Origin of the sequence: Roseateles depolymerans, from assembly GCF_003387155.1 — a bacterium.
GTDB classification, from domain to species: Bacteria; Pseudomonadota; Gammaproteobacteria; order Burkholderiales; family Burkholderiaceae_C; genus Roseateles; species Roseateles depolymerans.
Genome location: NZ_QUMT01000003.1, coordinates 552,310 through 576,482, shown reverse-complemented (window position 1 = coordinate 576,482; position 24,173 = coordinate 552,310). Strand labels below are relative to the sequence as shown.

The window sequence follows — 24,173 nt, the reverse complement described above, 5'->3', positions numbered from 1 at the left end:
TCGATGCCTTCCCCACTTTCCTCCTCCCTGCCGTCTTCCTGGCGCGGCGCGCTGCGCGGCGTCTCTCCCCGCTGGCTGGCCCTGGGACCGCTGCGGGTGCCGTCACCCGGCCGTCCGCTGCTGCTGTGCTCGGCCTTGCTGGCGGCGACTGCGCAGGCGCAAACGCAGCCCCCGACCTCCGGTCCGGCGAAGGGCACCGGTCCGTTCCTGTCGGCATCCTCGTCCGCATCCACGCCCGGGGTCACCACCGATCTGCGCCGCGGTACGACGGCTGACGTGCCCGTCACCGCCACGGACAGCCGGCCGGCCGCCTTCGAACTGAACTGGACGCCGCTGAAGATGCCCACGGGCGAGCGCACGGCGCTGCTGGGCCTGAGCTACATGGTGGCGGTCAATGAGGACTGGGGCCTGGGACCGACCTTCTACGGCGCAGCCAAGGGCAACTATGGCGGCCTGTTCACCGCAGGCTTCACGGCGCAGCGCCGCTGGCGGCTGACGCAGGACTGGCATGTGGCCACCGGCATCTATGCAGGGGCCGGCGGCGGCGTCAGCTCCGACAAGGTCCGTGCCGGCGGTGGCCTGATGCTGCGCCCGGAAATCTCCCTGCGGGGGGAATTCGGCAACTGGTATGCAGGCGTGGGCGTGACGCAGGTGCGCTTTCCCAGCGGCAACATCAAGGACACGACCTGGGGCCTGACGCTGGGCCGCATGGACCGGCTGCTCAGCTTCTCGCCCGCCGATGCCGGGCTCTTCGGTCGCGCGGGCGACCGCACCGGCATGGGCTTCGACGAAATCGCGCTGAGCGCCGGTGTGGAGAAACCGCGCTCCGGCAGCATCACCCGGGACGGACAGTCGGTCGCCAACCGCAAGGGCAAGGCCGGCGCGGACCTGCGCCAGTACTTCGGCAATGGCGGATCGTGGTGGGGCCTGGAGGCCTCGGGCGCAGCCTCCGGCGGGTCCGACGGCTACATGGAGATCTTCGCCAATGCCGGCCAGGACTGGGGCGTGATCTCGCCGCGCCTGCGGGTGGGGGGGCAGCTCTCCACCGGCCTGGGCGGCGGCGGCAACCTGGATACGGGCAATGGCTGGCTCTTCCGCGCCGGCCCGACCCTGCGCTGGATCACGCCCTGGGGACCGACGCTGCGGGTGGACGGCAGCTACCTCAAGGCGCCGTGGGGCCACTACGACTCCTTCCAGGTGCGGGCGTCGCTGGCCTTGCCGCTGGAAAAGGGCTCCCGGGTGCTCAACACCCCGCCGCTGGAATCCGGCACCGTGCGGGAGCAGGACTGGTACCTGAGCATGCCGCGCTTCAAGACCTTCGAATTCAAGGACGGCTCGAAGGATTCGGTGACGGGCCTGGGCATCGGCATGGCGCGCGACTTCAGCGGACCCTGGTATGGGGTCGCGCAGGCGGGCAGCGCGGCCTTTGGCAAGGCGGGCGCGTTTTCCTACGGCATGTTTGGCCTGGGCGCGAAGACGCAGCGCCTGCCGGGTGGTTTCCGGGTCGGCGCGGAAGCGCTGGTAGGCGCAGCCGGCGGCGGCGGTGTGGCGGTCGGCGGCGGCGCGGTCACCCAGGGCGAGCTGTGGGCGCAGTGGGAGGGCAGGGAGCCCAAGGACCGTCTGCGCATCAAGGTGGGGGTGGGCCAGTGGAAGGCGCTGGGGGGCTCCAAGCAGAGCACCCCCATGGCCAGCGTCAACATTGGCTGGGCCTTCGGCACGCTGGGGCCGCGGGCGCGCTGAGTCCCCTAGAGCATGCGCTGCAGCGCGTTGTCCTGCCGCACCCGCCAGTGCCAGATCGCGGCGAGCAGATGGGCCGCGATCACATAGATGAAGAGCACGCCAACAAATTCGTGCAGCTCCTTGATCGCCTTGGCAAGGCTTTCATTGGGAACGGCCAGGCCGGGGATGCGCCACGCGATCAGCGGAAAGCCGACTCCCTTGCCCGACACCATCAGCGTGGACAGGCCCAGCAGCGGCTGCACCACCAGGTACAGGAACAGCGCCACATGCGCCAGCCCGGCCATGAGCCGTTGCGGCAGGGGTGGGGCGGGCACGATGGGGGGCGGCGTCTCCTGGAATCTCACCAGCAGGCGCGGCACCGTCAGAAGCAGCAACAGCAGGCCGGACAGGGTGTGGAGCTGTCCCGCCAGGATCCGCTCGGGCGTGCCGCGCTCCCACCACTCGCGGCCATAGATCGAGACATACGCCACCAGCACCAGCGCGGCCGAGAGCCAGTGAGCGTGACGGAGGAAGGCGGAATAGCGGCGCCGGTCCGCGGGGAAGGCATGGATGTGCATGCGGGTCAGTCCCCGCGGCCGCGGGCGGAGTTCGTGAGCCTGTTGGCAGCGCAGGGCGGCGCGAGACCCTGGCGTGCCGGCCGGTTGCGGACGGTGCGGCGCGATCGGGGACAATCGCTCGCATGAAAGTGATTCGTCTCCGCGAGGGCAAGGACCGCTCGCTGCTGCGCCGCCATCCGTGGGTCTTCCAGGGCTCGATCGACAAAGGCAAGGCCGACCCTGGTGAAACCGTGCGTGTGGAATCGGCCGAAGGCAAATTCCTGTGCTGGGCCTCCTTCAGTCCCACCTCCATGATCCGGGTGCGCGCCTGGAGCTTCGATGAGCATGAACGCATCGACGAAGCCTTCTTCCAGCGCAAGATCCAGGCGGCGATCGCCCTGCGGGCCCGCATGCCGATCGCCTCGGATGCCGTGCGGCTGATCCATGGCGAGGCCGATGGCCTGCCCGGCTTGATCGTGGACCGCTACGGCAGCACCCTGTGCGCCCAGTTCCTGTCTGCCGGCACCGAGAAGTGGAAGGGCGTCATTGCCGACCTGCTGCTCGCGGCCACCGGCCTGTCCCGTTTGTATGAGCGTTCGGATTCGGGCGTGCGCACGCTCGAAGGCCTGGAGCCGGTCACCGGCTGGCTGCGCGGCGACGGAGACACCGCCGTGGTGATCTCCGAACACGAATGGAAGCTGAGCCTGGACGTGGCCGAGGGCCACAAGACCGGCTATTACCTCGACCAGCGCGACAACCGCAAGAAGTTCGCCGACCTGGTGCGGCACTACGGCTGCCAGAGCGTGCTGAACTGCTACAGCTACACCGGTGGTTTCTCGGTGGCTGCACTGGCAGGGGGCGCGACGGAGGTGGTGAGCGTGGACTCCTCCGCACCGGCGCTGGCCCGCGCGACGGCGCACGTCGAGCTCAACGGCTTCGACCCCGCCCGTCATACGGCGCTGGATGCTGACGTCAACCAGACGCTGCGCGACATGCTCAAGCAGGGCCGCAGCTTCGACGCCATCATCCTGGACCCGCCCAAGTTCGCGCCGACGGCGGCGCATGCTGAGCGGGCGGCACGGGCCTACAAGGACATCAATCGCCTGGGCCTGAAGCTGCTCAAGCCGGGCGGCCTGCTGTTCACCTTCTCCTGCTCCGGCGGCGTGGGCCCCGAGCTCTTCCACAAGATCGTGGCGGGCGCTGGCATGGATGCGGGCGTGGACGGGTTCATCATGGACCGGGTGGGCGCATCCCCGGACCATCCGCAGACCATCTACTTCCCCGAGGGCGAGTACCTCAAGGGGCTGCTGATCCTGAAGCGCTGAGGCCGGGCAGCGCCACGCGCGGGTCGAACTTGGCCCGCTTCACCGAGAAAAAGGCCTTCACGTTGCGCACGTTGGCCTGCTGGGTGAACAGGCGCTGCACCAGTGCGTGGTAGGCCGGCATGTCCGGCACCTGCATCACCAGGATGAAGTCCGGGCCTGGCGCCACCCGCCAGCATTGCTGGACTTCCGGGGCGGCCACGGCCAGGGCCTCGAAGGCGTCCAGATGCTCGGCGCCTTGCCGGTCCAGCGTGATCTCCACCAGGGCGCTGAGCCCGCTGCCTAGCTTGTCGGGAGACAAGAGGGCCACCTGCTTTTCAATCACCCCGCTTTCCACCAACCGCCGCACGCGGCGCAGGCAGGTGGCGGGGGAGACGTGCGCGCGCTCGGCCAGGGCTTGGTTGGAGAGCGAGGCATCGGCCTGCAGCAGGTCCAATAGGCGCAGGTCGACAGCATCCAGATTGATTGAAGATTCCATCTTGACGCAAATTATGAAAGAAAAGTTCCTTAACTGTTGGCGGTGATTGAATATTGCGTTTCGCCTTTGAAATTGAAAGCCTCTTGCTGAACGGCGCTCCTACGATTCCGCCATTCGCAATATTCCAGGAGCTTCTCCATGTGTGGCATCGTCGGCGCAGTCAGCCAGAAGGACATCGTCCCCATCCTCATCGAGGGCCTGAAGCGCCTGGAATATCGCGGCTATGACTCCTGCGGCGTGGCGGTGCATCAAGACGGTCAACTGCGCCGCGCACGGAGCACGTCGCGCGTGGCGGAACTGCAGGACCTGGCCGCGCAGGACGGCGTGGCAGCCGGCACCGGCATCGCCCACACCCGCTGGGCGACGCACGGCGCTCCGGCGGTGCACAACGCCCACCCGCATTTCTCTCACGGCCCTGGCGTGGACGCCCCGCAAGGCCCTGGCCGCGTGGCGCTGGTCCACAACGGCATCATCGAGAACCATGACGAGCTGCGCGCGGAGCTGAAGGCCCATGGCTATGTGTTCCTGAGCCAGACCGACACCGAGGTCATCGCGCACCTGGTGGACCTGCTCTACCAAGGCGACCTGCTGGATGCCGTGCAACAGGCCGTGGCCCGCCTCAAGGGCGCGTACGCGATTGCCGTGTTCCACCGCGACGAACCGCACCGGGTGATCGGCGCGCGCGAAGGCTCGCCGCTGGTGCTGGGCGTGGGCCGTGACGAACATGCGGGCGCATTCTTCCTCGCGTCGGACGCCATGGCACTGGCCGGCGTCACCGACCAGATCGTCTATCTGGAAGAGGGCGATGTGGTGGACCTGCAATTGGGCCGCTACTGGATCACGGCGCGCGGCGAGGTGACCGGCCGATTCCAGAGCGTGGTGCGGGAAGTGCGCACCGTGCATGCCCACAGCGGCGCGGCGGAACTGGGCCCGTATCGCCACTACATGCAGAAGGAAATCTTCGAGCAGCCGGTGGCCATTGCCAACACGCTGGATGCAGTGACCGGCATTTCGCCGGAGCTGTTTGGCGACGGGGCCTACCGCGTGTTCAAGGACATCGACAATGTGCTCATCCTGGCCTGCGGCACCAGCTATTACGCGGGTTCCACCGCCAAATACTGGCTGGAGAGCATTGCCAAGATCCCGACCAGCGTGGAGATCGCCAGCGAATACCGCTACCGCGACAGCGTGCCCAACCCTCGCACGCTGGTGGTGACCATCAGCCAGAGCGGCGAAACCGCCGACACGCTGGCTGCCCTGAAGCATGCGCGTTCATTGGGCATGCTGCACACGATGACGGTGTGCAATGTCTCGACCAGTGCCATGGTGCGTGAATGCGCGTTGTCATTCATTACCCGTGCGGGTGCGGAAATCGGCGTGGCATCGACCAAGGCCTTCACCACGCAACTGGTGGGATTGTTCCTGCTGACGCTGGCACTGGCGCAGACCCGTGGCCATTTGACGGAGGAGCAGGAGGCGGAGCATCTGAAGGCACTGCGCCACCTGCCGGTGGCCGTGCAGGCCGTGCTGGCGCTGGAACCGCAAGTGATTGCCTGGAGCGAGGAATTCGCTCGAAAGGAAAACGCGCTGTTCCTGGGGCGTGGTCTGCATTACCCGATTGCCCTGGAAGGCGCGCTCAAGCTCAAGGAGATCAGCTACATCCACGCGGAAGCCTATCCCGCCGGTGAGCTCAAGCACGGCCCGCTGGCGCTGGTGACGGCGCAGATGCCGGTGGTGACGGTGGCGCCGAATGACGCGCTGCTGGAGAAGCTCAAGAGCAACATGCAGGAAGTGCGGGCGCGCGGGGGCGAGCTGTTTGTGTTTGCCGACGGCGATACGCGCATTGAAAGCGAGCCGGGGCTGCATGTGATCCGGATGCCGGAGCATTACGGCGCGCTGAGCCCGATCCTCCACGTGGTGCCGCTGCAGTTGCTGGCGTATCACACGGCGTGTGCGCGGGGGACGGATGTGGATAAGCCGCGGAATTTGGCGAAGAGTGTGACGGTGGAGTGAGTCAGAGCCCCGGGCCGGGTACTGTGGACCAGTTGCCGACCCAGCCGGCCAGCTGCATCCATGAATTGCTGCCGCATCGCTGGATGCGCTGCGCTCACGGCGGCGCTGGCCACACACCCAGAGCCCAAAACGGGAGTCGGCGTCTCCCGTTTTGATTCACCACCTGTCCGTCCGGCAGGTCACACATCTCGGCCAGGTGGGAGAAGGTGATGGCCGTGCCGTTCGTTATCTTGACGCGCTGCGCGAGGAGCCAGCGGGATGGCCAACCTGAAGGAAATCCGTGAACGTCGGGGCAATGTGGCCGATATGCTCGAAGGAGATCGGATCCGGCACGTGAAAGGTCGACAGGAAGAACACCCGCCCCGTCAGATCGCCCTCCACACCCAACAAAAACAGCGAGTTGCCCGCATCCATGCCAATCGGCAGCAAGCCAGGAGGATGGAGGTGCCGATTCCAGACAATGTTGTCGTCGAGATCGCATCCTCCCTTGTAAGGCGAATCGATCTCCTTGCCTTCGAAGATGCTGAACGTGCTCTCGAGCCCGCACTCGTCCCCATAGGACTGCGCCGGCTTCCCCTCCCAGTCCACGGTGTACTCGACGGCGCGATATCGCCCTTCATCGTTATGGTAAATGGGCGAGGATCCCCGGAACTCCAGCAGATAGGCGACATAGTCGGCAGGCAACTTCAGCTGGTTGCGAGCCTCAAAGGCGCTGATGTCGTCCGGGGTGATCACCGGGTAGTCTTTCATGAATGGGAATACCAGTCTCCAGCTCATGACCCATGCTCCGCGGCTTCACCGCCCTTGCTCAGTACGTATTGAACACCACCGAGCGCAGCCAGTCCCGGCTGCGCTCCTTGGTCATGCCTCCCCCAATCCGTCAGCCCGTCACTGCCGCGACGCTTCGGCCAGCGCCCCCAAGAGCTCCTGCGCGACCAAGTGCGACGACTGGGGATTCTGCCCCGTGATTAGCTGCCCATCACGAACAGCAAAGGGCTGCCAATTCGCGGCTCCCTCGAAGCGGCCACCCAGCTCGCGCAAACGCGCCTCGAGCATGAAGGGCACGACCTTCTCAAGGCCCACCGCCACTTCCTCGGCGTCGGTGAAGGCATTGACGCGCAGATCCTTCACGATGGACTGTCCATCCGGACGCCGAGCCGTCACCAGACCGGCCGCACCATGGCAGACCGAGGCAATCAGCTTCTTGGCCGCAAAGGCTCGCTCCACCGCGCGGGTCACGCCGGCATCGACCGGCAGGTCCCACATCGTGCCGTGACCGCCCGGGAAGAAGACGGCATCAAAGTCGGCCCCGTCGAAATCTTCAGCCTTGGGCGTCGCAGCAATGCGCGCCTGCAGGGCCTCGTCCGCCAGGAACCGCTCAACAACGGGGTCGTTCTGCCCCATGGGCTTGAGACTGCCCGGATCGATGGGTGCGGGGCCGCCGGCCGGCGAGGCCAGCGTCACTTCGGCGCCGGCATCCACCAGCGCGTAGTAGGGGACAGCCAGCTCCTCGGCCCACAAGCCCGTGGGCTTGCCGGTTTCGCCCATGCGGGCATTGGAGGTGACGATCATCAGAATGCGGGAGCTCATGAGGTGTCCTTTCAGTGTGTTGAAGAGGGCTATGCCATTTAGCGCTTGGCCAGGGCGGCGATCAGCGCCTGCGCCAGCGCTTGGTCCGAGAAAGGGTTCTGGCCGGTGATGAGTTCGCGGTCCACGACCACATGCGGCTCCCAGGCCTTGGCGAATCGCATGTCACCGCCGGCCGTGGCCATGGCGCGGGCGGGGTAGTAGCGCAGCTTGTCGCCATTGAGCGAGGCTTCGAACACCGCCTCCTCGGCATCGGCAAAGATGGTCATGCGGTAGCCGCTGTAGATCCAGTTCCTGGCCGGGCCCGTGTTGGCTTCACCCAGCGCTTGTTCGTAGCCTTGGGGATCGTCCTGCGCCGCGAGCAGCGTGATGGGGCCGTGGCAGATCGCGGCGGTGGGCTTGCCCTGCGCATGGAAGTGACGCAGCACCTGTCCCACCAGCGGGTTGTTGGCCAGATCGATCATGGGCGCGTGGCCGCCGGGAATGAACACTGCGGCGTAGCGATCCAGACCGCCCTTGATCACTTCAGGCAGCGAGTGGACCTGATTGGGCTGCGTCAACTGGTCCACCACGCCGGCGATGCGCTTCATCTCCTGTGCGTCGCCGCGGAAGTACTGAGGATCTACCGAACGCTGGTCGGCCTGCGGGCGGTTGCCACGCGGCGTGACCACGGTCAGCCGGTAGCCAGCGCGCTGCAGGGCATCGGCGGGGACGCCGAACTCGTTGAGGTAGTAGCCGGAGGGGAAGGTCTTGCCATCGCGCAGGGGCAAGGCGGTCTCGCTGGACAGCACCACCAGCACCTCCCCCTTGGGGGCGGCGGCGGCCAGCGTGGACAGGCTCAGCGCCACGGTGGACAGCAGGACTTTGAACAGAGCTTTCATGGCAGTTTGGACTCGTACAGGTTGATCGGTGGGGCGAGCTTCGCCGCCCCTTGGATCGAGACTTTATTGATCCGATCAATGTCGATAAACTGGTCTTACAGAACTTCTTTGATTACATAGCTGAATAAATGGCCCGGCAATTTGACCCCGTGCAGCTCGGCAGCATCGAGCTGTTCTGCAAAGCTGCCGAGTTGGGCAGCTTTACCGCCGCCGCCGAATTGCTGGGCGTGACGCCCGCTTCGGTGAGCCGCTCGATCAGTCGTTTGGAGACCCGCCTGGGCGTGCGTCTGTTCACCCGCACCACGCGCAGCGTGCGCCTGACCAGTGACGGTGAGCTGTACCGCGCGGAGTGTCAGCAGGCGCTGGAGCAGATCGCGGAAGCAGAGCGGGCCATCACTGGTCAGCAAAGCGAGCCCAAGGGCCTGGTGCGCGTCAGCGTGGGCACGCTCTACGGCCACCATCGGCTCGTCCCCCTGCTGCCGGGCTTCATGGCGGCCTATCCGGGCGTGGAGGTCGAGCTCAATGTGTCCAACCGGAACATCGACTTCGTGGAAGACGGCTATGACCTCGCCATCCGCCTGGGCGAGCCTCGCGACTCACGCCTGGTGGCGCGCAAGCTGGAAGAGGCCACCGTTGGCGTGTTCGGCGCGCCCGACTACCTTCGGCGCAAAGGCACGCCGCGCACGCTGGAGGAACTGGCGGTGCACGACCTGATTCAGTTCGTGTTGCCCAGTACCGGCCGGCCCATGCCCTGGATCTTCCGCAATGCCGCAGGCGAGGACATCGACTTCAGCTTCAAGAGCCGGCAGCGCGTGCATGAAGACGTGCTGGCCGGCGTGGGCTGGGCCATCGCGGGCGGTGGCCTGTTCCAGATCTACCACTTCGTGGCCCGCGAGGCGATGAAGTCGGGACGACTGGTCGAGGTGCTGCAGGACAACGGGGGGCGCTCCCGCTCCTTCCATGTGCTCTATCCCCAAAACCGCCACCTGTCTGCACGCGTGCGGGCCTTCGTGGACTATCTCGCCAAGGCGGTCGGCGCGGCAACGGCGGCCCAATTTCCCTGAAATGCCAGTCGCCGCTGCTGCGGTGATGTTTCGGATCCTTCAGCGGCAGCCGGCCGACTCGAACCGATAGGCGGCGTCTTTGGAGGGGCGACGGCTGACCGCGGTGCAGCGGGAGTAACCCTTCAATGGCCGCACCAGCCGGACATTGGTGAATGCATAGCCACAAATCGCATAGCCCTGTTGGATCTCATGCACATCCCAGCCGAGTGTCAGGCTGCTGCCTTTGCGGCCATCGGGCTTTTCCACCTGTTCGTCGTAGATGGCGCCGTCTGGCTTCTCCACCGGCCCCCAATTGATCTGGAAGCTGTTGAGTTCGTGCTTGGTGACTTCCGGCTGAATGACGACGGCTTGCCAACCTGGGTGTTCTGCGAGGGCCTTCTGATCGGTCTGCCCCAACAGCACCGGACACGAGAAGGGTTCAGGTGCGGCTGTTGAGAGAACAGGCGCAGAAAGAGCCATGACGCCCAGGAGTGCCGTGAGGTATCGGCGAAGTGACTGTGCGGATGGATTCACCATTGGATGGTGGCGTAGTTCTCGCCGTTATAGAAATAGGTGTCGCGCTTGCCGTGTGCGACCGGGTCGAAGTAAACGGTGCGTTCGCTGATCTTGTCGATGCCGTTGTACTGCTCGATGATCTTGAAGCCGATTGCTTGCCCATTCTCCACCAATGCACCGGAGAAGATTCCTGCGTGCTGGCCTGTCGAATTGTTGGGGTAGTACCCCGCGGCGTTCCAGCCGCTCGCGATGGGCGTTCCTGCGGAGAGCGCGATCACCACGGCGGGCGTCAACGCCATGCCCTTCTTCCAGTTGTTAGGTTGCGTCGTAGCGCCAGGATGTTTGTTGCCGCGGCCAGGTTATTGCTGGCTTCCTGCAGCAGATCGCGACCGGCGAAGGTCAGGGTCATGCCTTTGGACGTTCGGTCGAAGAGTTTGACGCCCAGTTCCGATTCCAGGGCCTTCAACTGGGCACTGATGGCCGGCTGGCTGAGGAAGAGTTGGGCCGATGCCCGGGCAAGACTGCCCTCCCGGGCGATCACAGTGAAGGTACGGAGTTGTTGTAAATCCATGGCAGGTACGCGGTCGCTCCTTCTTTGAATCGATTGGTGCCCCTAGACAAGTCTACACACCCCAAGCAACACAGGAGAGATATCGATGCAAGCAATGCAATCAAATCAGGAACGCCCATTCGACGCCTTCATGGGGCAATGGCACGGCGTGAGCCGAACGTTTGACGTGGACGGAAACTTCCTGGAATCCACCCGGGTTTTCCTGGACGTTGCCTGGAAAGACGATGAGACCTTCCGGCAGGTGGAGCGGGGGCGGCGCATTCTTCAGAGCATCTGAAGCGTTCGACCGAGATGCGCAAGCAAGCCGTCCACCTTGGGCAGCCATTGGCGGCTCCTTTGCCAGATCAAATGCAGCGGCAGTCCCTCCGTGTGAGGGACCTTGACCGTGTCGGCTGCGAACGCGGGCATTGGATTGGGGGCGGTGGTGGGCGGTCTGGCTATTGCGGCGTGGGGGCCGAGCAGCGCAGGGTATGTCGCCGCCGCTATGGCGCCAGTGGCTGCCTTGGCTGCGTTGGCCGCGGGGGCCTTGCGCCTTTCGCGTCAGGCGGTCGGGTACGTCATCTGTGCCGGCACCACCCAGCGGTCAAACTCTTCCGCGGTCGTCAGCCCCAACTCAATCGCCGTCTCACGCAGGGTCTTACCCTGCTGGTGCGCCGTCTTGGCAATCTTCGCAGCATGGTCGTAGCCGATGTGCCGATTCAGCGCGGTGACCAGCATCAGGTTCTTTTCGAGATTGCGCTCAATCACTGCAAGGTCCGGTTCAATGCCACGGGCGCAGTGCAGGTCAAAGGACACACAGGCGTCACCAATCAGGTCGATGCTCTCTAGCACGTTATGCACCATGACCGGCTTGTAGACATTGAGCTGGAAGTTGCCCTGGCTGCCAGCGAAGGCGGTTGCGGCGTCATTGCCGAATACCTGCACGCACACCATTGACAGGGCTTCGCACTGTGTCGGATTCACCTTGCCCGGCATGATGGACGAGCCCGGCTCGTTCTCCGGAATCCGGATTTCTCCAATGCCGCAGCGCGGCCCGCTGGCGAGCCAGCGCACGTCGTTGGCGATTTTGAGCAGTGCGCCAGCCAGCGTCCGCAGGCTTGCCGACGTCGTGACCAGCGCGTCATGGGCCGACAACGCGAAGAACTTGTTGGCGGCCGAGCGGAACGGATGCTTGGTTTGTGCCGCGATGTATTTGGCGCACAAGTCACCGAACTGCGGATGAGCGTTGAGCCCTGTGCCCACGGCTGTGCCGCCGATCGCCAGATCGAAAAGCGCTGGCATGCTGGCGCGCACGGTGCTGAGCGCGTAATCAAGCTGCGCGACCCACGCGCCGATCTCCTGGCCGAGCGTGATGGGCGTGGCGTCCTGCAGATGGGTCCGCCCGGTCTTCACAATCGTCTCAAAAGATTGCGCTTTCTGGTGGAGCGTGTCGCGCAGCTGCAGGACCTTGGGCAGCAACTGGTCCTCCAGTTGCGCGACCACGGCGATGTGCATCGCAGTCGGGAAGGTGTCGTTGGAGCTTTGGCCGCAGTTGACATGGTCATTCGGATGAACCGGTCGTTTGCTTCCCAGAACGCCGCCGAGGAGCTCGCTCGCCCGATTGGCGATCACTTCGTTGGCATTCATATTGGACTGTGTGCCCGAGCCCGTCTGGAACACGACCAGCGGAAAGTGATCGGTCCACGTTCCGGCGATCACCTCGTCCGCGGCTTTGACGATGGCCTCGGCAAGTTCGCTCGGCAGCTGACCAAGCTCGGCATTCGCCTGCGCGGCGGCCTTTTTCAGGATCGCCAGGGAGCGGATCACAGGGAATTTCCAGCGGAAACGGTCAGCGCCGATCTCGAAGTTGGTCAGTGAACGCTGGGTCTGTGCACCCCAGTAACGGTCGCTTGGGACGTTGATGGGGCCGAACGAATCGGTTTCCGTGCGTACATCAGTCATGGTCATGGCTCCGGGTCATTAGAATCAGGTCGGGAGTATCAGTCGATCGCGTTCAAAACGTCACGAATCTTCAGAAGCCCCTGCGTCAATGCGCTCGTCTCAACGGCGTAAGAAATGCGCAGGCCGCAGGGATCACCGAAGGCGCTGCCCGGCACCACGGCGCTATGGGCTTCTCCCAGAAGCAATTCCGCGAGCGCATCGATCGTCTCGATAGGGCGTCCGCCATACCGACCGCCGAGCCGACTGGCCACCCGCAGATAAAGATAAAAAGCGCCTTCGGCAGGTGCGACGGAAATGCTGCGGACTTCGCCGACAATCTCTCGTGCAATTCGAGCCTGGTCTTCCAGGAAAGTGTTCACCGTGTGAAGAAAGCTCGGATCGCCGTCCTCCATCACCCCATGTGCCGCATATTGGGAGAGCGTGGAAGGATTAGACGTCGTGTGTCCCTGCAGATTGTGCATGGCCCCGATGACTTGCCGCGGACCGGCCGCATAGCCGACGCGCCATCCGGTCACTGCGTGGCTCTTCGAGAACGAATTGACCACGATGGTCTGCGCCTTGAGTTCCGGACAGAGGGAGACCACGTTGTGATGCACGTGCCCCTCCCGTACGAGCTCTCCATAACACTCGTCGAACACGATCCAAAGCCCGTGCCTGCGAGCGAATTCTCCAATGTCGCGCAACAGCGATTCGTCATAAACAACGCCGGTCGGATTATTCGGCGTGTTGAGCACAATCATTCGAGTGCGGTCCGTCAAAGCGGCGTGCAGGTCTTCCACCCGAGGGCGGAAGCCACTGCGCGTCGTATCAACGATCACCGGTACCCCGCCAGCCAGCTGGATCTGCGTTGGAAAGGTCTCCCAGTAGGGCGCCGGAATCAGCACCTCGTCGCCCGGATTGAGCAGGATCAGGGCCGTATTGAAGAGCGCCTGTTTGGCGCCGCAGGTGACCGCCACCTCGTCTGGCGCATAGCGGACCCCCAGACGTAGGCTCAGATGTTCGGCAAGTCGCTCGCGAAGCTCGGGCATGCCCAGTGGCGGGGTATAGCGATTGCGGCGCCCATTGACGGCGGCCACCGCATGACGCCGCATGCCCTCACTGGCGTCAAAAAACAGCTCCCCAGCCGCGAAGTTCACCACCTCGATGCCCTGGGCCCGCAGCGCATTGGCCTTGGAGCGCATGCTCGACGTGCCCGGTGCGGTGACGAGCCGCATGCGCTCAGCAAGTGCATTGGAAAATTCGATCATGAACGCACTCAATGTGTCAGCACTGAAGCCATCTTGCGCGCATGGGTGCAGGCGCGGTCGACATACTCGGCCGACAGGCCAGCGATGCGCCCATAATCGATGGCCTCACCGGTCGCGTCGGCATAGAGTGCCAGGACTTCGGTTGCGTGAGTGAAATGTCGCGCCTCGACGCTGCCGCAATGGACGCTCAGGAAAGAGGCCACATGATTGACCTCGCTGGCTGAGTAGCCGTAGTGCTTACGCAGCCACGCCTTCCACATCGGCGTCATCATGTTGTATTCGCCGGTGTTGAACAGCTCGGTCATGATCATCATCTCGATGGCTTCAATCAGTTGCGGGGCCAACGGTCTCTTCTGGCCCACCCAGGTCGAGAACTCCTTGGTGATCGGGTTCAGGAATCGGTCCTGAAGCCGCCACGCATCAGATCCGCAGACGGCCGAAGCGAGGCGGTGATAGAGCTTCGAATGGTGGGGATGACCATGCAGCTCGCCCAGTCCGATGTCTTCAACAATGATTTCGCCGCAATGGCGTGCCGCCTGCATCAGCTTGAGCTTGTCCTCATCGCGAGGCAGGAGCGCCGCTTCCTGAAGGAGTCGTACGGCGATGCTGGACACCGCATGTGCAGCGCCGTCCGGACTGCGCCATCCGCAGAAGAAGGTGCTTAGAGAATCTGCCGACCATTTCGACGAGGTGATGTGCTGGTAGGTTTCGGCATAGTTGCGGAGGGAGTCGAGATTGTTCTCAAAGCCTGAGATCAGCGCCGCCGTAAGGCGCTGATCTGGGACCTCACTCAAGGCCTTGCTCACATACTCGAAGAAAGTCGCTGCGGGTTCACTCATGGCTCATCCTCTTGTGCTGATGTAGGTTGGTGGCATACAGACGTATTCAGCCGTAATGGAGTTCGTCCTGCGCCAGCTTCTGGTAGTCGAGCATCGAAAAGAGGCCGTCCATCGAGCAGACCATTTCGCGCACAGCACTCAGCCGGCGCGTCTGCAGAATCTGCTGGCAAACCTGCTCCATGGCGCGCACCGAGGCGCGCAGACTGTGGTTGGCGCACAGCACCAGATTGACACCGGCATGGGCGAACTCGTCGAAATGCACGTCGTCGTAGGTGGTGGGCGCAATCACGACCGGAGCCCGGCGCTTCCACTGACTGAGGAAATCGAAGATCTGCTCCGGATCGCGGCGCTTCGAGTGGATGAATACGGCGTCGGCGCCGGCCTCCACATAGGCATGGCAGCGGTCCAGCGATTCCGCCACCGTGCCGCCAGAAATCATCGTCTCGTTACGGGCGACGATCAAAAAATGCTCGCTCTTGCGCGCGTCGAGCCCTGCGCGCAGCTTGCCCACTTGCTCACGCACACTCACCAGGGTCTGGTCGCCCTCGACGAATGAGTTGGACTTCGGGAACAGTTTGTCTTCAAGCACGACGCCCGAGACCCCAATCTGTTCGATGCGTCGCACCACATGCCGGAAGTTGTTGAAGTCCCCATGGCCTGAGTCACAGTCGAACAAGATGGGCCGACGCGCCACTTGCACGACGTCGATCAGGTTGTGCAGCGACTGTGTCCACGACACCTCATTGCGGTCCCGGCAGCCCATCGCACTGGCGAATGTGAGCCCCGAGGCCCAGAGTGCCGGGAAACCTGCTTCCTGGGCCACGATGGCCGACAGCGGGTTGTGCATCTCCATGGCAACGTCAAAGCTCGAGATGCTCAGATTCAATCGTTCTGTCATTTTCAAACTCCCTTTTGATGCCGCGTCTCAGCGCGGTTCGCTTGACCAACTTGCCAGGATCTGAGGCAAGAAGCGGGTGGAGATGGCGGGACCTTCGTCCAAGCGGTCGTGCCGGATGAGCTCGGCCGCATACGTGACGAAGTCCCAGCGATCGGTCTCCTGGTCAATGGGACCGAACGCAGAGCGGATGTCGTCGAGGGGCCGCTTGTCGGCGGTGTGGGTTGAGAGTCCTCGACGCTCCGCAACTTCGGAAAACCTGACACCGTGCGGAGCAATGCTGAGTTCATGGCTCATGACACGGTCGAATATGTGCCCAGTTGCATCGACGCCCTCGCGAAGTCGATCGATCAGGCGGTCGGTTTTTGGGAACAGGGTGATGGCTTCGCGAAGAAGGTCGGCTGGCTCATCCGGGCAGTGGATGAAAGTGAGCGCACGATTCGGGATCTCCAGAATCGTGCGGATGTCGGTGGCCTGTCGTCGTTCCAGGTAAGCCGAAGATCCTTTGATGGACGCCAGATGGACGCTCGCCGGCACCCCAGCGTGTGCCGACGCTGGCCGCCTCAGGAGCAGGATGGCGCTGGCTTCGCCGTGGTTCTTGATCGTCAGCAGTCGCAAGCGGTCCACCGTCGCGGTGTTCCACTGATAACGCCAAATGTAGTTTTCCTCAGCCGGCGTGATGTGCCGAATGTCCAGATCGACCAGGGTGAAGCCGTTTTCGACAATGTAGTCAAGCACTTGCTTGGAGACCTTCCGCCGAAAACATTCGGGCTTGAGCACCAGCACGGTGTAATCCAACAGACTGGACTCGGCATTGATGCCGAATGTTTGCTCGAGGTCTTCCCAAAGCAGCCTGAATTCGAACTCCGAGGGGTAATGGCGGTGCTTCTGCGGGTCGTGTGTCAGTTGACTCCAATCAGGGGTGCGGATCCAGCGGTGGTTCATGGCGTTGCTATCGCGTGTAAGAGACAGGTGGGTGAAAAGCGGTGTGAAGACCGTCAGGAAGTGCAGTGCGTACTCAGCGCACTACATCGACCATTCCAGCGCCAGGCGAACGGTTGCGCCGTCGCGGATGCGGGAAGTGGATTCGGCCAAGCGCCCGCCCTGATCGAAGACATAGCTGCGTTGCTGTGCACGTTGTGCCACGTTGGCCAGTGTCATCCTTGCAGTCAGTGTCTTGGCCAGACGCGTTGAGCCGTAGAGGTCGAGCGTGCGGCGACTGCCAGTGCTCATGCTGGCGCCGCCCAGCAGGCGATAGTGGGTGGGAGCGCGATAGGTCCATTGAAGGCCGGCCGACCATGGCCAGGTATTGCCGCCTTGAAGGTCCCCGCCGATGCTGATTTGGTAAGGCGCTGCATTGGGCAGCCGGGAGCGGGTGCCATCGGGCAATGCCACCGACGAGCCATTCGTGCTCAGTGACAACGAACCGCTGCCCTTGAGACCTGGCGACGCCTGCTGCTGAAAGGGATGGCGCAGGCTCACACTGGACGTCCACAGCCGGCCCTTGCCAGCATTGCGGGGTCGCGATACCCAGCTTTCGTCATACAGCAGCTCCTGGACGATCACATGGTCGAGATGCTTGTACGCCAAGGAGCCCTTGAGTTCGAAAGGTGCGCCTTTGGGTAGCGCAAGTCCGAGTTCAATCGCGCCCGCCGTTTCTGGTCGAAGCGTCGGATTGCCGCGCTGGTCGGGACTGGCAGGGCCATTGAAAACCGCCAGGTAAGTGCGGCTGGAAAAGTCGGCTTCGTCCGGCAGGCGGATCGAGCGGGTCAGGGCCAGGTTGATGGTGGGTCCACCTTCGGCGAGTTTGCGTTGCCATGCCGCCTGCGGAATCCAGTAGGCGAAGCGACGGCGCATCGCGGCGCTCTGATTCTCTTCATAAGCGAAGGAGATCCGCTCTTGCCGCAATCCCGCCTGCAGTTCGTCACCGCCAGCCAACCGGTGGGTCCAACTGGCAAAGAGAGCGAGGTCTGTGTTCTCGATCCCGTAGTCATCATCGGTGCGGGTGCCCGCAAGGATCGTCTGCTGCTCGGAGCGATGCAGGCGGTCGTACTGCAATCCCAAGGTCAGACGGCTTGGGGCGTCGGCACGGCTCTGCGTTCGCAGGCGAACACCGAAGGTGCGGTCGAGAGAGGGATATCGGACGGCGCGATCCCGGTCTTCTGGGGCAGCCGTCTCATCAACGACTGTGCCCTCCGACAGGCGGCGGCTGGAACCCGCGGTGAGCCGTGCGTCGAGCACATGGTCGGTCAACCAGTCGTCTTGGCGGTAAAGGGCCGAGGCTGACCAGGTTTCGCGGTTGATGCGGCTGTCGGTGGCACCGCTCACCGGGCTGCCGCCGTCCGGAAGAGCGCTGTCCCAGCGCGTCAGCGTGGTGTGCCGTTGCTGGTGGGAGCGTTGGTAGAGTCCTTCGAGCGTCGCCGAGCGTCGCTCGTCCCGCCATTCGGCCTTGGGTGCCAGACTCTGCTCATGCGTGGTGGCCGGACCGCGCGCCACTTCCTGGCTGCGAATGGCTGCGGCACCGGGCAACTGGTCCACCAGCGCGCTGCGAGTGGAACGCATCACATCGGTGCGGCGTTCCGATGCCTGCAGCGCGATGCTGCCGGACTCGTTGGCGAAAGAGTACGACCCGTCAATCGAGTGGCCGTCCACCCATCCGCCGGACACAGAGCTTTTGAGTGTGGCCGTTTCCCGGTTGTTCGAGGTTCTCTTCAGGATGATGTTGATGGTGCCCGCAATGCCCCGCGCGCTGGTCTCGGCGCTGGTCGTGCGTGAGATTTCGACTCGCTCGATCGCGTCAACGGACAGAGTGTCTATGCTGAAGCCACGGGGCGCCCTCGCACCATTGAGCAAGATCTGGGTATAGCCATCGCCCAGTCCTGATAGGGTGATCTCCTGAGCGCCATTGCGCCCGGGGATGATGGCGATCGATCCGCTACGGCTGAGCGCTTCGCCGAGGGATCCCTGACCAAACTTGAGCAGGTCCGCGCGGCGCACGACCTCGATCTGCCCAGCGACCGTCAGGCTCGACGAGTGCAATCCTTCCCCCTGCACGACCACACGGGGAGCCACTTCTGCTGTGGGCGTGTCGGCGGCCGTTGCTGAGAGGGGAAGCAGCAGGGCCGTGGGCAACGCGGCCAGAAGAGGGCCGAAGGCAGGATCGGCGCCGAACGGTTTCATGCCGGAACCTGCATCTCGCGGGCCGCTTGCAGGGCCAGGAGCAGGAAGCGAGGGACCAAGCCCGAGTCAGCCGTGGGTCCGAAAGCCCGGGCGTCAAGCCATGCCAACGTCGCTGAAATGCGCTCGGGCTCCTGGTAGGCCACCTTCCAGAGGGAGTACTCGAGCAGGGCCGCGGCGACATGACCCTCTTCGGCCGCATTCCACACCACATAGGCCACTTTTCGCAATTCAACGAAATCACGTGCGAGGCTGCGGGACAGCACTTCGGGGGCATTGGCGCAGGCGATCGCGAGCAGCGACTTCTTGATGGCGGTGCCATGGGTGCGCCAAGCCCCCAGATAGGATTCGGCGTCGAGCGTTCGAGCGGTGGCGATGCCCTTGAACACGTGGGGGTAGACGGCCTTGCGCATCTCGGCATAAAGCGAGAGCAAACGCTTGCAGCGTTCAATGTCGGCGCCCGTGACGCCGGGGAGCGTGGCCGACATGTCGAGCGCTTCGTCGAAATGTCCGTGTTCAATGTTGATCATCTCGTGGACGATCTGCGGGTGGATGACCTCATGCGGAAGGCCGGATCGCTCCAGCATCTCGATGTAGCGACGGCACTGGACTTCGGTCCCCTCCAACTGGCCGACCAAAGTGATAAACAGGGGCAAGTCGAACAGCGAAGCCCGCAAGAGCATCCCCATAGCGGCAACGGTGGAGATGTGGGGACTGAGATGCTCCAGGTCGGTGGTACTGAAGCCGAAGCCCAGGAGTGAGCGCTCAAGCAATTTGTCGTGCCCCACCTCTTCGATGAAGAACTCCTCAAACATGCGCTGCAACGCAGGATGGGAGTGCTGGCTGGCCGCTCCGATGATGCATTGCTCGGCAAATCGGGTGGTGAAGTAGTACTCGATCGACCAGGCCTTCAGGTCGTCATGGCTCAACTCACCGCGGCTGTACTTGAGTGCTCCCGGCTCATCACGCAGTGCCGGTGCGATAGAGGCGCGTTGGTGTGCGCGCAGCTCGTAGAACAGCGCACGGCCGCCGCGCATCTGCGAAGGGGGCGCTGCTTCGGTGATCACCATTTCGGCGATCAGAATGTTCAGCAGGGTCGGAGTGTCATACGGCCGCAGCGCGGCGTCATGTCGCTCGGCAAGTTCCGCCGCGCTGAGCGTGCCGGTGCGAAGGTTATCCAACACCTGCTCTGCTGCAGCGGCCAGTGCCTCCGAATCCAGGTCAAGGGCGAATGTATGGCCGCCATGGACAAAGTTCAGGCTTCGGTCGACGCGCTGGTATTGAACGCCGTGGATGAGGGTGGGTTGGATGAATGACATGGGCTGTGGACGGTAGAAGACACGCTGGAGAAAACCCCGGGGCCGAGGCTCCGGGGTCTCCTGTCGATTACAGGCGGAAGTCGCCCGACTCGACGCCAACAGTGGTGTTACGCACTTGCATGACAATCTCCTTGAAGAGAGGTTGATGGGCCCGGCTCACGCCGGGGACGAATGTGGCGTTCACACGCCAGGTCCGGGATGAATCACTCGGCGCCGGTCAGGGGGACCGGCAACCAGCTGGCAGACGTTGAGCAGACGCACGTGACGACAATCGCCGTCGAGGGCAGAAAGCACGTCTTCACGCAGTCGGAAAGCAATCGGAACCCCTCGGGCGCAGTGCAGACCAATTTCGAAGGCGCTCAACGGCTCCGATGGATCCTGGCGTGGATTGATCAACCCATAGGCGGACACCATGGCCTCGTACTGCGCGCGAGTGCGGCCTCGACGCTGCCAGAAGGGCCACGTCTGGTGTTCGTACATGCTGTAGTCGGCCGGCTGATCCAGGCAGCGCGGGTCATTGAACAATGCGTCCAGTGATGCAGGCAGGTCGTACCAATCGATTCGCTGCAATTGGTGCCGCAGCAGTGCCAAAGACACCCACAATGCGGAGTCATCGAGGGCGCCCGTGAATGCGGGAAGGTCGTTCGGAGAGAGCTTGTCGAACACGAGCAGGCTGTCGAGCAGGTCGCGTTGCAAAAAGCGCTTGGCGCGCCCATCGCGATAGACGAATTCCCCCAGCAGCACGAGTGCGTCGAACGCGTCTTCGCCAAGCATCGCAATTGGGGCGGCGTCTCGGTCAAGATGCGAGAACGGCGTGATCGGGAAGGCGCGTAAGTGAAGCTCAACAACAAGGCTGTCGGGTGTCCTGTCGCCGTCGGCGTTGGGCTCGTAGAAGATCGCCGAGGCATAGAAGCTCTCCCCTTGCGGTGCTGCGGTCACATGTCCCGTTCGCATCGTCATGCCGCGTCGCGTCAGGTCCGCAAGGCAACTTGCGAAACTGGCCTCGTCGCCCGCGAGCAGGTCGAGATCGCCTTGATAGCGGTCATGCCCGGTCGGGTAGAGCGCGCCATGGCGCTCTCCCTTGAGTAGCCGTACGCCTGCATGCGTCTGAACCAAGGCCGTCCCGAGCGCTCGCAGGCGTTCCAATTTGCGGCGCTCCTGCGCGAGCAGTGGGAGCAGGGGCGCGGCCAGTGTGGTGCCTCGTTGCGTGGCCACAGTGAGCAGCAGCTTTTCCTGTTGCAGCTGCAGGCCAGCGGTCTCCCCCAGCTCGGTGCCAGGGGGATGAAGGCGCGACAAAAAACGTTCAAAACGGCCGCTCATGCGTAAGCCTTTTTATCGAACCGCGTCACCTGGCGCCTCGCCCAGGCCCCTACGCAAACGGCCAGCAGCAGTTCTGCGATGGCAGTGCCCAAAAAGAGATCTTGGGGTGCCACCCCTGCCAGCATGACCCCGGCAAGCAGGATCGTGAATGGAATGCAGAGCTTCACCGTGAACCCCACAGCCCCGCTGATCGTGCCGAACAGAGCCTTCGCCGTGTGCTCCTGTCGCAGCGTCCGATAAGCGACGGCTGAAAATACGAAAGAGAATGCCTCAAGTAATTTCGCGGCGAGCAACGCATATTTGTGATTGAGCACCCAAATAAGTGCATAGAGTGTGGCATTAACCAGCATTGATGCCACAAAAATACTCAGCAAACGAGCTCTTGACGTCTTTAACTGGCGTGCCAGGGTCGCTGCGCATAACCCTCCTAGGCCGGTCATGGTGGTGAGCATGCCGATTTCCGCAGCGTTCATATGCAAGCCCTCATGGGCATATAGGAACGTATAGGCAATCGGCACGGCTTCGAGCCCGTTCACCAGCATGGCAATGAGGATGAGGTCACGAAGGAAGCGTTCTCCCGCAAGCGCCGAAAAACCCGCGCGCAACTGTTCCGAGATACTCATGCGGGTTGCGTTCGCTGTAGATTGGCCATTCGGGCTTAACCACGCCAGACACAGTGCGCCGAGCATGCCCAAGGCGGCCGTCGCACAGACTGCAGCATCGAGGCTCCACAATGCCAAACCCCCGAGTACGGGCGGCAGTGCGAGCGACGTTGCGCGTTCGATCAATATGGCGTTCGCGTTGTAGCGCGGCAGGTCGTCGCTGGGGATCTTGTCCAGCACCACCCGATCCCCGCACAGCACAAGCAATTGGCCCAATGCCACGGCGCCCATTGATGCAAGCGGCAGGATCGACGTCGGCAGCCATTGGAGGTGGGCGCAGGCCAACATGGCAGGGGGCACCAGATAGGCCACGAGGGCCAGGCGATTCACTCGCTGTGCCCCCAGTCGATCCACGAGCAGGCCGCCAAGCAACCCCAACACCAGAAGTGGAAGGGCCTCAAGAACGCGGGCCAATACGAAGGAGCTTGTAGCCCGGCTGGATTGAACCAGCAGCAGCGGGATGAGTAGCATCAAGGCGGTCTGAGCACTTTTGATAAATGCGAGCCGCACCAGCACGGTATTCATGGAAACCCGTTGGAGGTCATGCGTAAATGGGTATCGCCTTGCGGCGGAACTAACGAGCTGAATATGAATATCAGCTGGGTCGTGCGGCGTATATCTGTAGACGGCGGGGAAACCCCGCCAGCATGTGTTGATGCATGACTCCACCCTGCTTCTTTGTTATTAGTTATCGCAGTTCACACTGCGCACTTAAAATGTAAATTTACAGATTTTTGACAGCAAGCCGGGTTAACCCATCCCTGTCAGGGCTTACAGGGGCGTGGCAAAAACACCCGTTCAGACTGGGGGTGGACAACTCTTGAGAAATGGCAAAGCTTGCCAAGAGAGGCGCTGAAGTCGGCCTCGTAAGCCTCACCGCCGCAAATGAGTTAGCGTCGCGCTAGGCGCAGCGGGGAAATGGGCGTGGGTGCAAGGTGAATACGCGGCAAGGCTTTTGCGCCTGGGCCGGCTGAATCTGGACAACATTCGTCGGCGAACTCAACCTGTCTGGCACGCCGAGCTGATCTGACCGGTGCCCCTTCAGAGAATCTGAAGCGTTCGACCGAGATGGGCAAGCAACCCATCCACCTTGGGCAGCAATTGACGGCTTCGTTGCCAGATCAGGTGCAGTGGAAGTCCCTCTGTCGCGGCGTCTGGTACCAGTTGAATCAAACGTCCGCTGGCCAGATGCTCGTCCACCAGCCAGGTGGCCAATTGCGCCACGCCGCCGCCCGCCAGCACCGTTTCCACCTGCGCCTCGCCATCACCGACGATGATGCGACCTTCCACGAAACGTCGCTCTGCTGGCCCTGAGCCATGGGTGATGAGCCAAGGGTTGGCGCTTCCATCCGCGCGACCGTAGGTCACGGCATCATGGTCGAGCAGTTCGGCGACGGAAGTCGGCGTGCCTCGCCGATCCAGATAGGCGGGCGCCGCGCAGAAGATCAGCCGTTCTGTCCCCAGAAATCGATGCCCCACGGCCGCTGGCCAGGCATCGGCACCGCCGATGCGAATGCCGACATCAATGCCCTCTTCGACCAGGTCCACGAATCGATCGGCGAATGAGATGTGCGGCCGCACTCCCGGATGCTGTTCCGCAAAGGCCAGCAGCGATGGCAACACTCGCATGCGACCAAAGGTGGCCGGCGCATCCACCCGCAGCCGTCCAAATGGCTCCATCTTGCCGGCCGCCAACACTTGCTCTGCGACTTCCAGCTCATCCAGTACGCGGACGCAGGTCCGATAAAAGGCCGCGCCTGCATCGGTCAACGCCAGGCTGCGTGTCGTTCGATCAAACAGCCGTGTGTTCAGGCGTGCTTCCAGGCGCGCGACGGCTTTGCCCACCGCTGAGTTGGTCAGGTTCAGACGCTCGGCGGCTGCAGTGAAGCTGCCTGCGTCGGCGGTGCAGACAAAGACCTCCAGGCCTTTGAGACGTTCTGAGGGCGCCATCGGCGTCTGATTGTGGAATGTGGGTCCAGAGTGTATGGAAATATCTCCCAAGGCAAGAAACGCAGTCCCCTATAACCTGCGCGCCTCCCCGGTTGTTCTGAACGTATGTCCGACTCTTCCAACACGATCGCCGTCG

At 63.2% G+C, this 24,173-nt stretch carries 23 protein-coding genes; 5 read left to right on the top strand and 18 right to left on the bottom strand.

What is annotated here, in order from left to right; genetic code table 11:
* Nucleotides 1-3: 3 nt before the first annotated feature.
* Nucleotides 4-1,740, top strand: a complete 1,737-nt coding sequence (locus tag DES44_RS16380) for a BamA/TamA family outer membrane protein (protein WP_058933686.1) — start codon at nt 4-6, stop codon at nt 1,738-1,740.
* 5 nt (nt 1,741-1,745) lie between these two features.
* Here DES44_RS16380 and DES44_RS16375 read toward each other — a convergent pair whose 3' ends face one another.
* The gene (locus DES44_RS16375) at nt 1,746-2,297 is read right to left on the bottom strand and encodes a cytochrome b (protein ID WP_058933687.1); all 552 of its coding nucleotides are present in this window, start codon (nt 2,295-2,297) and stop codon (nt 1,746-1,748) included.
* Nucleotides 2,298-2,419: 122 nt separating this feature from the next.
* Here DES44_RS16375 and DES44_RS16370 point away from each other — a divergent pair, with 122 nt between their 5' ends.
* Nucleotides 2,420-3,601 carry a class I SAM-dependent rRNA methyltransferase gene (locus DES44_RS16370; protein ID WP_058933688.1) on the top strand — a complete coding sequence of 394 codons (1,182 nt, stop codon included), beginning with the start codon at nt 2,420-2,422 and terminating at the stop codon, nt 3,599-3,601.
* Here the strand turns inward: DES44_RS16370 and DES44_RS16365 are convergent.
* The gene (locus tag DES44_RS16365; protein ID WP_058933689.1) at nt 3,573-4,076 is read right to left on the bottom strand and encodes an Lrp/AsnC family transcriptional regulator; all 504 of its coding nucleotides are present in this window, start codon (nt 4,074-4,076) and stop codon (nt 3,573-3,575) included. The two genes, DES44_RS16370 and DES44_RS16365, sit on opposite strands and share 29 nt — an antisense overlap.
* A 138-nt stretch (nt 4,077-4,214) precedes the next feature.
* Here DES44_RS16365 and glmS point away from each other — a divergent pair, with 138 nt between their 5' ends.
* A complete protein-coding gene (gene glmS / locus DES44_RS16360; protein ID WP_058933690.1) occupies nt 4,215-6,089 on the top strand; it encodes a glutamine--fructose-6-phosphate transaminase (isomerizing) in 1,875 nt (624 codons plus the stop codon).
* 225 nt (nt 6,090-6,314) lie between these two features.
* Here the strand turns inward: glmS and DES44_RS16355 are convergent, their stop codons facing one another.
* From DES44_RS16355 to DES44_RS16345, 3 genes are all read right to left on the bottom strand, one after another.
* Nucleotides 6,315-6,866, bottom strand: coding sequence for an SMI1/KNR4 family protein (locus tag DES44_RS16355; RefSeq protein ID WP_083525288.1), 552 nt, complete (start codon nt 6,864-6,866; stop codon nt 6,315-6,317).
* 111 nt (nt 6,867-6,977) lie between these two features.
* The gene (locus DES44_RS16350; RefSeq protein WP_058933692.1) at nt 6,978-7,679 is read right to left on the bottom strand and encodes a type 1 glutamine amidotransferase domain-containing protein; all 702 of its coding nucleotides are present in this window, start codon (nt 7,677-7,679) and stop codon (nt 6,978-6,980) included.
* 38 nt (nt 7,680-7,717) lie between these two features.
* Complete coding sequence (locus DES44_RS16345) at nt 7,718-8,557, bottom strand: type 1 glutamine amidotransferase domain-containing protein (RefSeq protein WP_058933693.1); 840 nt, start codon at nt 8,555-8,557, stop codon at nt 7,718-7,720.
* A gap of 128 nt (nt 8,558-8,685) precedes the next feature.
* On the opposite strand from DES44_RS16345, the gene DES44_RS16340 reads away from it, so the two are divergent.
* Nucleotides 8,686-9,621: a LysR family transcriptional regulator gene (locus DES44_RS16340; protein ID WP_058933694.1), complete on the top strand. Its 936-nt coding sequence runs from the start codon at nt 8,686-8,688 to the stop codon at nt 9,619-9,621.
* A 39-nt stretch (nt 9,622-9,660) separates the two neighbouring features.
* Here the strand turns inward: DES44_RS16340 and DES44_RS16335 are convergent, their stop codons facing one another.
* From DES44_RS16335 to DES44_RS16325, 3 genes are read right to left on the bottom strand one after another with little or no spacing between them, the layout of a single operon-like run.
* A complete protein-coding gene (locus DES44_RS16335) occupies nt 9,661-10,137 on the bottom strand; it encodes an STY0301 family protein (RefSeq protein ID WP_310732371.1) in 477 nt (158 codons plus the stop codon).
* Entirely contained in the window at nt 10,131-10,415 is a 285-nt protein-coding gene (locus tag DES44_RS16330; RefSeq protein ID WP_058933696.1) for a BPSL0067 family protein, read from the bottom strand. Before DES44_RS16330 ends, DES44_RS16335 begins: the two co-directional genes overlap by 7 nt.
* Nucleotides 10,406-10,687, bottom strand: a complete 282-nt coding sequence (locus DES44_RS16325) for a LysR family transcriptional regulator (RefSeq protein WP_058933697.1) — start codon at nt 10,685-10,687, stop codon at nt 10,406-10,408. Before DES44_RS16325 ends, DES44_RS16330 begins: the two co-directional genes overlap by 10 nt.
* Before the next feature lie 85 nt (nt 10,688-10,772).
* Between DES44_RS16325 and DES44_RS16320 the strand changes: the two genes are divergently transcribed.
* Nucleotides 10,773-10,964 carry a hypothetical protein gene (locus tag DES44_RS16320; RefSeq protein WP_058933698.1) on the top strand — a complete coding sequence of 64 codons (192 nt, stop codon included), beginning with the start codon at nt 10,773-10,775 and terminating at the stop codon, nt 10,962-10,964.
* Between the two features lie 263 nt (nt 10,965-11,227).
* On the opposite strand, the gene fumC is transcribed toward DES44_RS16320, so the two are convergent.
* The 10 genes from fumC to DES44_RS16260 form a co-directional block, all read right to left on the bottom strand.
* Nucleotides 11,228-12,628, bottom strand: a complete 1,401-nt coding sequence (gene fumC, locus DES44_RS16305; RefSeq protein ID WP_058937163.1) for a class II fumarate hydratase — start codon at nt 12,626-12,628, stop codon at nt 11,228-11,230.
* A gap of 38 nt (nt 12,629-12,666) precedes the next feature.
* Nucleotides 12,667-13,875, bottom strand: a complete 1,209-nt coding sequence (locus tag DES44_RS16300; RefSeq protein WP_232309912.1) for a pyridoxal phosphate-dependent aminotransferase — start codon at nt 13,873-13,875, stop codon at nt 12,667-12,669.
* Nucleotides 13,876-13,883: 8 nt separating this feature from the next.
* Nucleotides 13,884-14,714, bottom strand: coding sequence for a hypothetical protein (locus DES44_RS16295; RefSeq protein WP_058933699.1), 831 nt, complete (start codon nt 14,712-14,714; stop codon nt 13,884-13,886).
* A gap of 46 nt (nt 14,715-14,760) precedes the next feature.
* A complete protein-coding gene (locus DES44_RS16290; RefSeq protein WP_058933700.1) occupies nt 14,761-15,612 on the bottom strand; it encodes an isocitrate lyase/phosphoenolpyruvate mutase family protein in 852 nt (283 codons plus the stop codon).
* 27 nt (nt 15,613-15,639) lie between these two features.
* Nucleotides 15,640-16,554 carry a hypothetical protein gene (locus DES44_RS16285; RefSeq protein ID WP_058933701.1) on the bottom strand — a complete coding sequence of 305 codons (915 nt, stop codon included), beginning with the start codon at nt 16,552-16,554 and terminating at the stop codon, nt 15,640-15,642.
* Nucleotides 16,555-16,635: 81 nt separating this feature from the next.
* The gene (locus DES44_RS16280) at nt 16,636-18,789 is read right to left on the bottom strand and encodes a TonB-dependent receptor plug domain-containing protein (RefSeq protein WP_058933702.1); all 2,154 of its coding nucleotides are present in this window, start codon (nt 18,787-18,789) and stop codon (nt 16,636-16,638) included.
* Nucleotides 18,786-20,105, bottom strand: a complete 1,320-nt coding sequence (locus DES44_RS16275; protein WP_058933703.1) for a heme oxygenase-like domain-containing protein — start codon at nt 20,103-20,105, stop codon at nt 18,786-18,788. Before DES44_RS16275 ends, DES44_RS16280 begins: the two co-directional genes overlap by 4 nt.
* A gap of 180 nt (nt 20,106-20,285) precedes the next feature.
* A complete protein-coding gene (locus DES44_RS16270; protein WP_147307114.1) occupies nt 20,286-21,425 on the bottom strand; it encodes a hypothetical protein in 1,140 nt (379 codons plus the stop codon).
* Nucleotides 21,422-22,612, bottom strand: a complete 1,191-nt coding sequence (locus tag DES44_RS16265) for an MFS transporter (protein ID WP_058933705.1) — start codon at nt 22,610-22,612, stop codon at nt 21,422-21,424. The genes DES44_RS16270 and DES44_RS16265 overlap by 4 nt, the downstream gene beginning before the upstream one ends.
* A gap of 516 nt (nt 22,613-23,128) precedes the next feature.
* Nucleotides 23,129-24,037 carry a LysR family transcriptional regulator gene (locus DES44_RS16260; RefSeq protein ID WP_058933706.1) on the bottom strand — a complete coding sequence of 303 codons (909 nt, stop codon included), beginning with the start codon at nt 24,035-24,037 and terminating at the stop codon, nt 23,129-23,131.
* Between the last annotated feature and the right edge of the window lie 136 nt (nt 24,038-24,173).

Excerpts from the sequence above, each read along its gene's own strand:
- DES44_RS16370 (WP_058933688.1), top strand. The coding sequence starts at position 2,420 with ATGAAAGTGATTCGTCTCCGCGAGGGCAAGGACCGCTCGCTGCTGCGC.
- DES44_RS16270 (WP_147307114.1), bottom strand. The coding sequence starts at position 21,425 with ATGAGCGGCCGTTTTGAACGTTTTTTGTCGCGCCTTCATCCCCCTGGC.
- DES44_RS16325 (WP_058933697.1), bottom strand. The coding sequence starts at position 10,687 with ATGGATTTACAACAACTCCGTACCTTCACTGTGATCGCCCGGGAGGGC.
- DES44_RS16355 (WP_083525288.1), bottom strand. The coding sequence starts at position 6,866 with ATGAGCTGGAGACTGGTATTCCCATTCATGAAAGACTACCCGGTGATC.
- DES44_RS16300 (WP_232309912.1), bottom strand. The coding sequence starts at position 13,875 with ATGATCGAATTTTCCAATGCACTTGCTGAGCGCATGCGGCTCGTCACC.
- DES44_RS16275 (WP_058933703.1), bottom strand. The coding sequence starts at position 20,105 with ATGTCATTCATCCAACCCACCCTCATCCACGGCGTTCAATACCAGCGC.
- DES44_RS16340 (WP_058933694.1), top strand. The coding sequence starts at position 8,686 with ATGGCCCGGCAATTTGACCCCGTGCAGCTCGGCAGCATCGAGCTGTTC.
- DES44_RS16280 (WP_058933702.1), bottom strand. The coding sequence starts at position 18,789 with ATGAAACCGTTCGGCGCCGATCCTGCCTTCGGCCCTCTTCTGGCCGCG.
- DES44_RS16380 (WP_058933686.1), top strand. The coding sequence starts at position 4 with ATGCCTTCCCCACTTTCCTCCTCCCTGCCGTCTTCCTGGCGCGGCGCG.
- DES44_RS16330 (WP_058933696.1), bottom strand. The coding sequence starts at position 10,415 with ATGGCGTTGACGCCCGCCGTGGTGATCGCGCTCTCCGCAGGAACGCCC.
- DES44_RS16320 (WP_058933698.1), top strand. The coding sequence starts at position 10,773 with ATGCAAGCAATGCAATCAAATCAGGAACGCCCATTCGACGCCTTCATG.
- DES44_RS16265 (WP_058933705.1), bottom strand. The coding sequence starts at position 22,612 with ATGAATACCGTGCTGGTGCGGCTCGCATTTATCAAAAGTGCTCAGACC.
- DES44_RS16375 (WP_058933687.1), bottom strand. The coding sequence starts at position 2,297 with ATGCACATCCATGCCTTCCCCGCGGACCGGCGCCGCTATTCCGCCTTC.
- DES44_RS16350 (WP_058933692.1), bottom strand. The coding sequence starts at position 7,679 with ATGAGCTCCCGCATTCTGATGATCGTCACCTCCAATGCCCGCATGGGC.
- DES44_RS16290 (WP_058933700.1), bottom strand. The coding sequence starts at position 15,612 with ATGACAGAACGATTGAATCTGAGCATCTCGAGCTTTGACGTTGCCATG.
- DES44_RS16365 (WP_058933689.1), bottom strand. The coding sequence starts at position 4,076 with ATGGAATCTTCAATCAATCTGGATGCTGTCGACCTGCGCCTATTGGAC.
- DES44_RS16285 (WP_058933701.1), bottom strand. The coding sequence starts at position 16,554 with ATGAACCACCGCTGGATCCGCACCCCTGATTGGAGTCAACTGACACAC.
- DES44_RS16260 (WP_058933706.1), bottom strand. The coding sequence starts at position 24,037 with ATGGCGCCCTCAGAACGTCTCAAAGGCCTGGAGGTCTTTGTCTGCACC.
- DES44_RS16295 (WP_058933699.1), bottom strand. The coding sequence starts at position 14,714 with ATGAGTGAACCCGCAGCGACTTTCTTCGAGTATGTGAGCAAGGCCTTG.
- glmS (WP_058933690.1), top strand. The coding sequence starts at position 4,215 with ATGTGTGGCATCGTCGGCGCAGTCAGCCAGAAGGACATCGTCCCCATC.
- fumC (WP_058937163.1), bottom strand. The coding sequence starts at position 12,628 with ATGACTGATGTACGCACGGAAACCGATTCGTTCGGCCCCATCAACGTC.
- DES44_RS16345 (WP_058933693.1), bottom strand. The coding sequence starts at position 8,557 with ATGAAAGCTCTGTTCAAAGTCCTGCTGTCCACCGTGGCGCTGAGCCTG.
- DES44_RS16335 (WP_310732371.1), bottom strand. The coding sequence starts at position 10,137 with ATGGTGAATCCATCCGCACAGTCACTTCGCCGATACCTCACGGCACTC.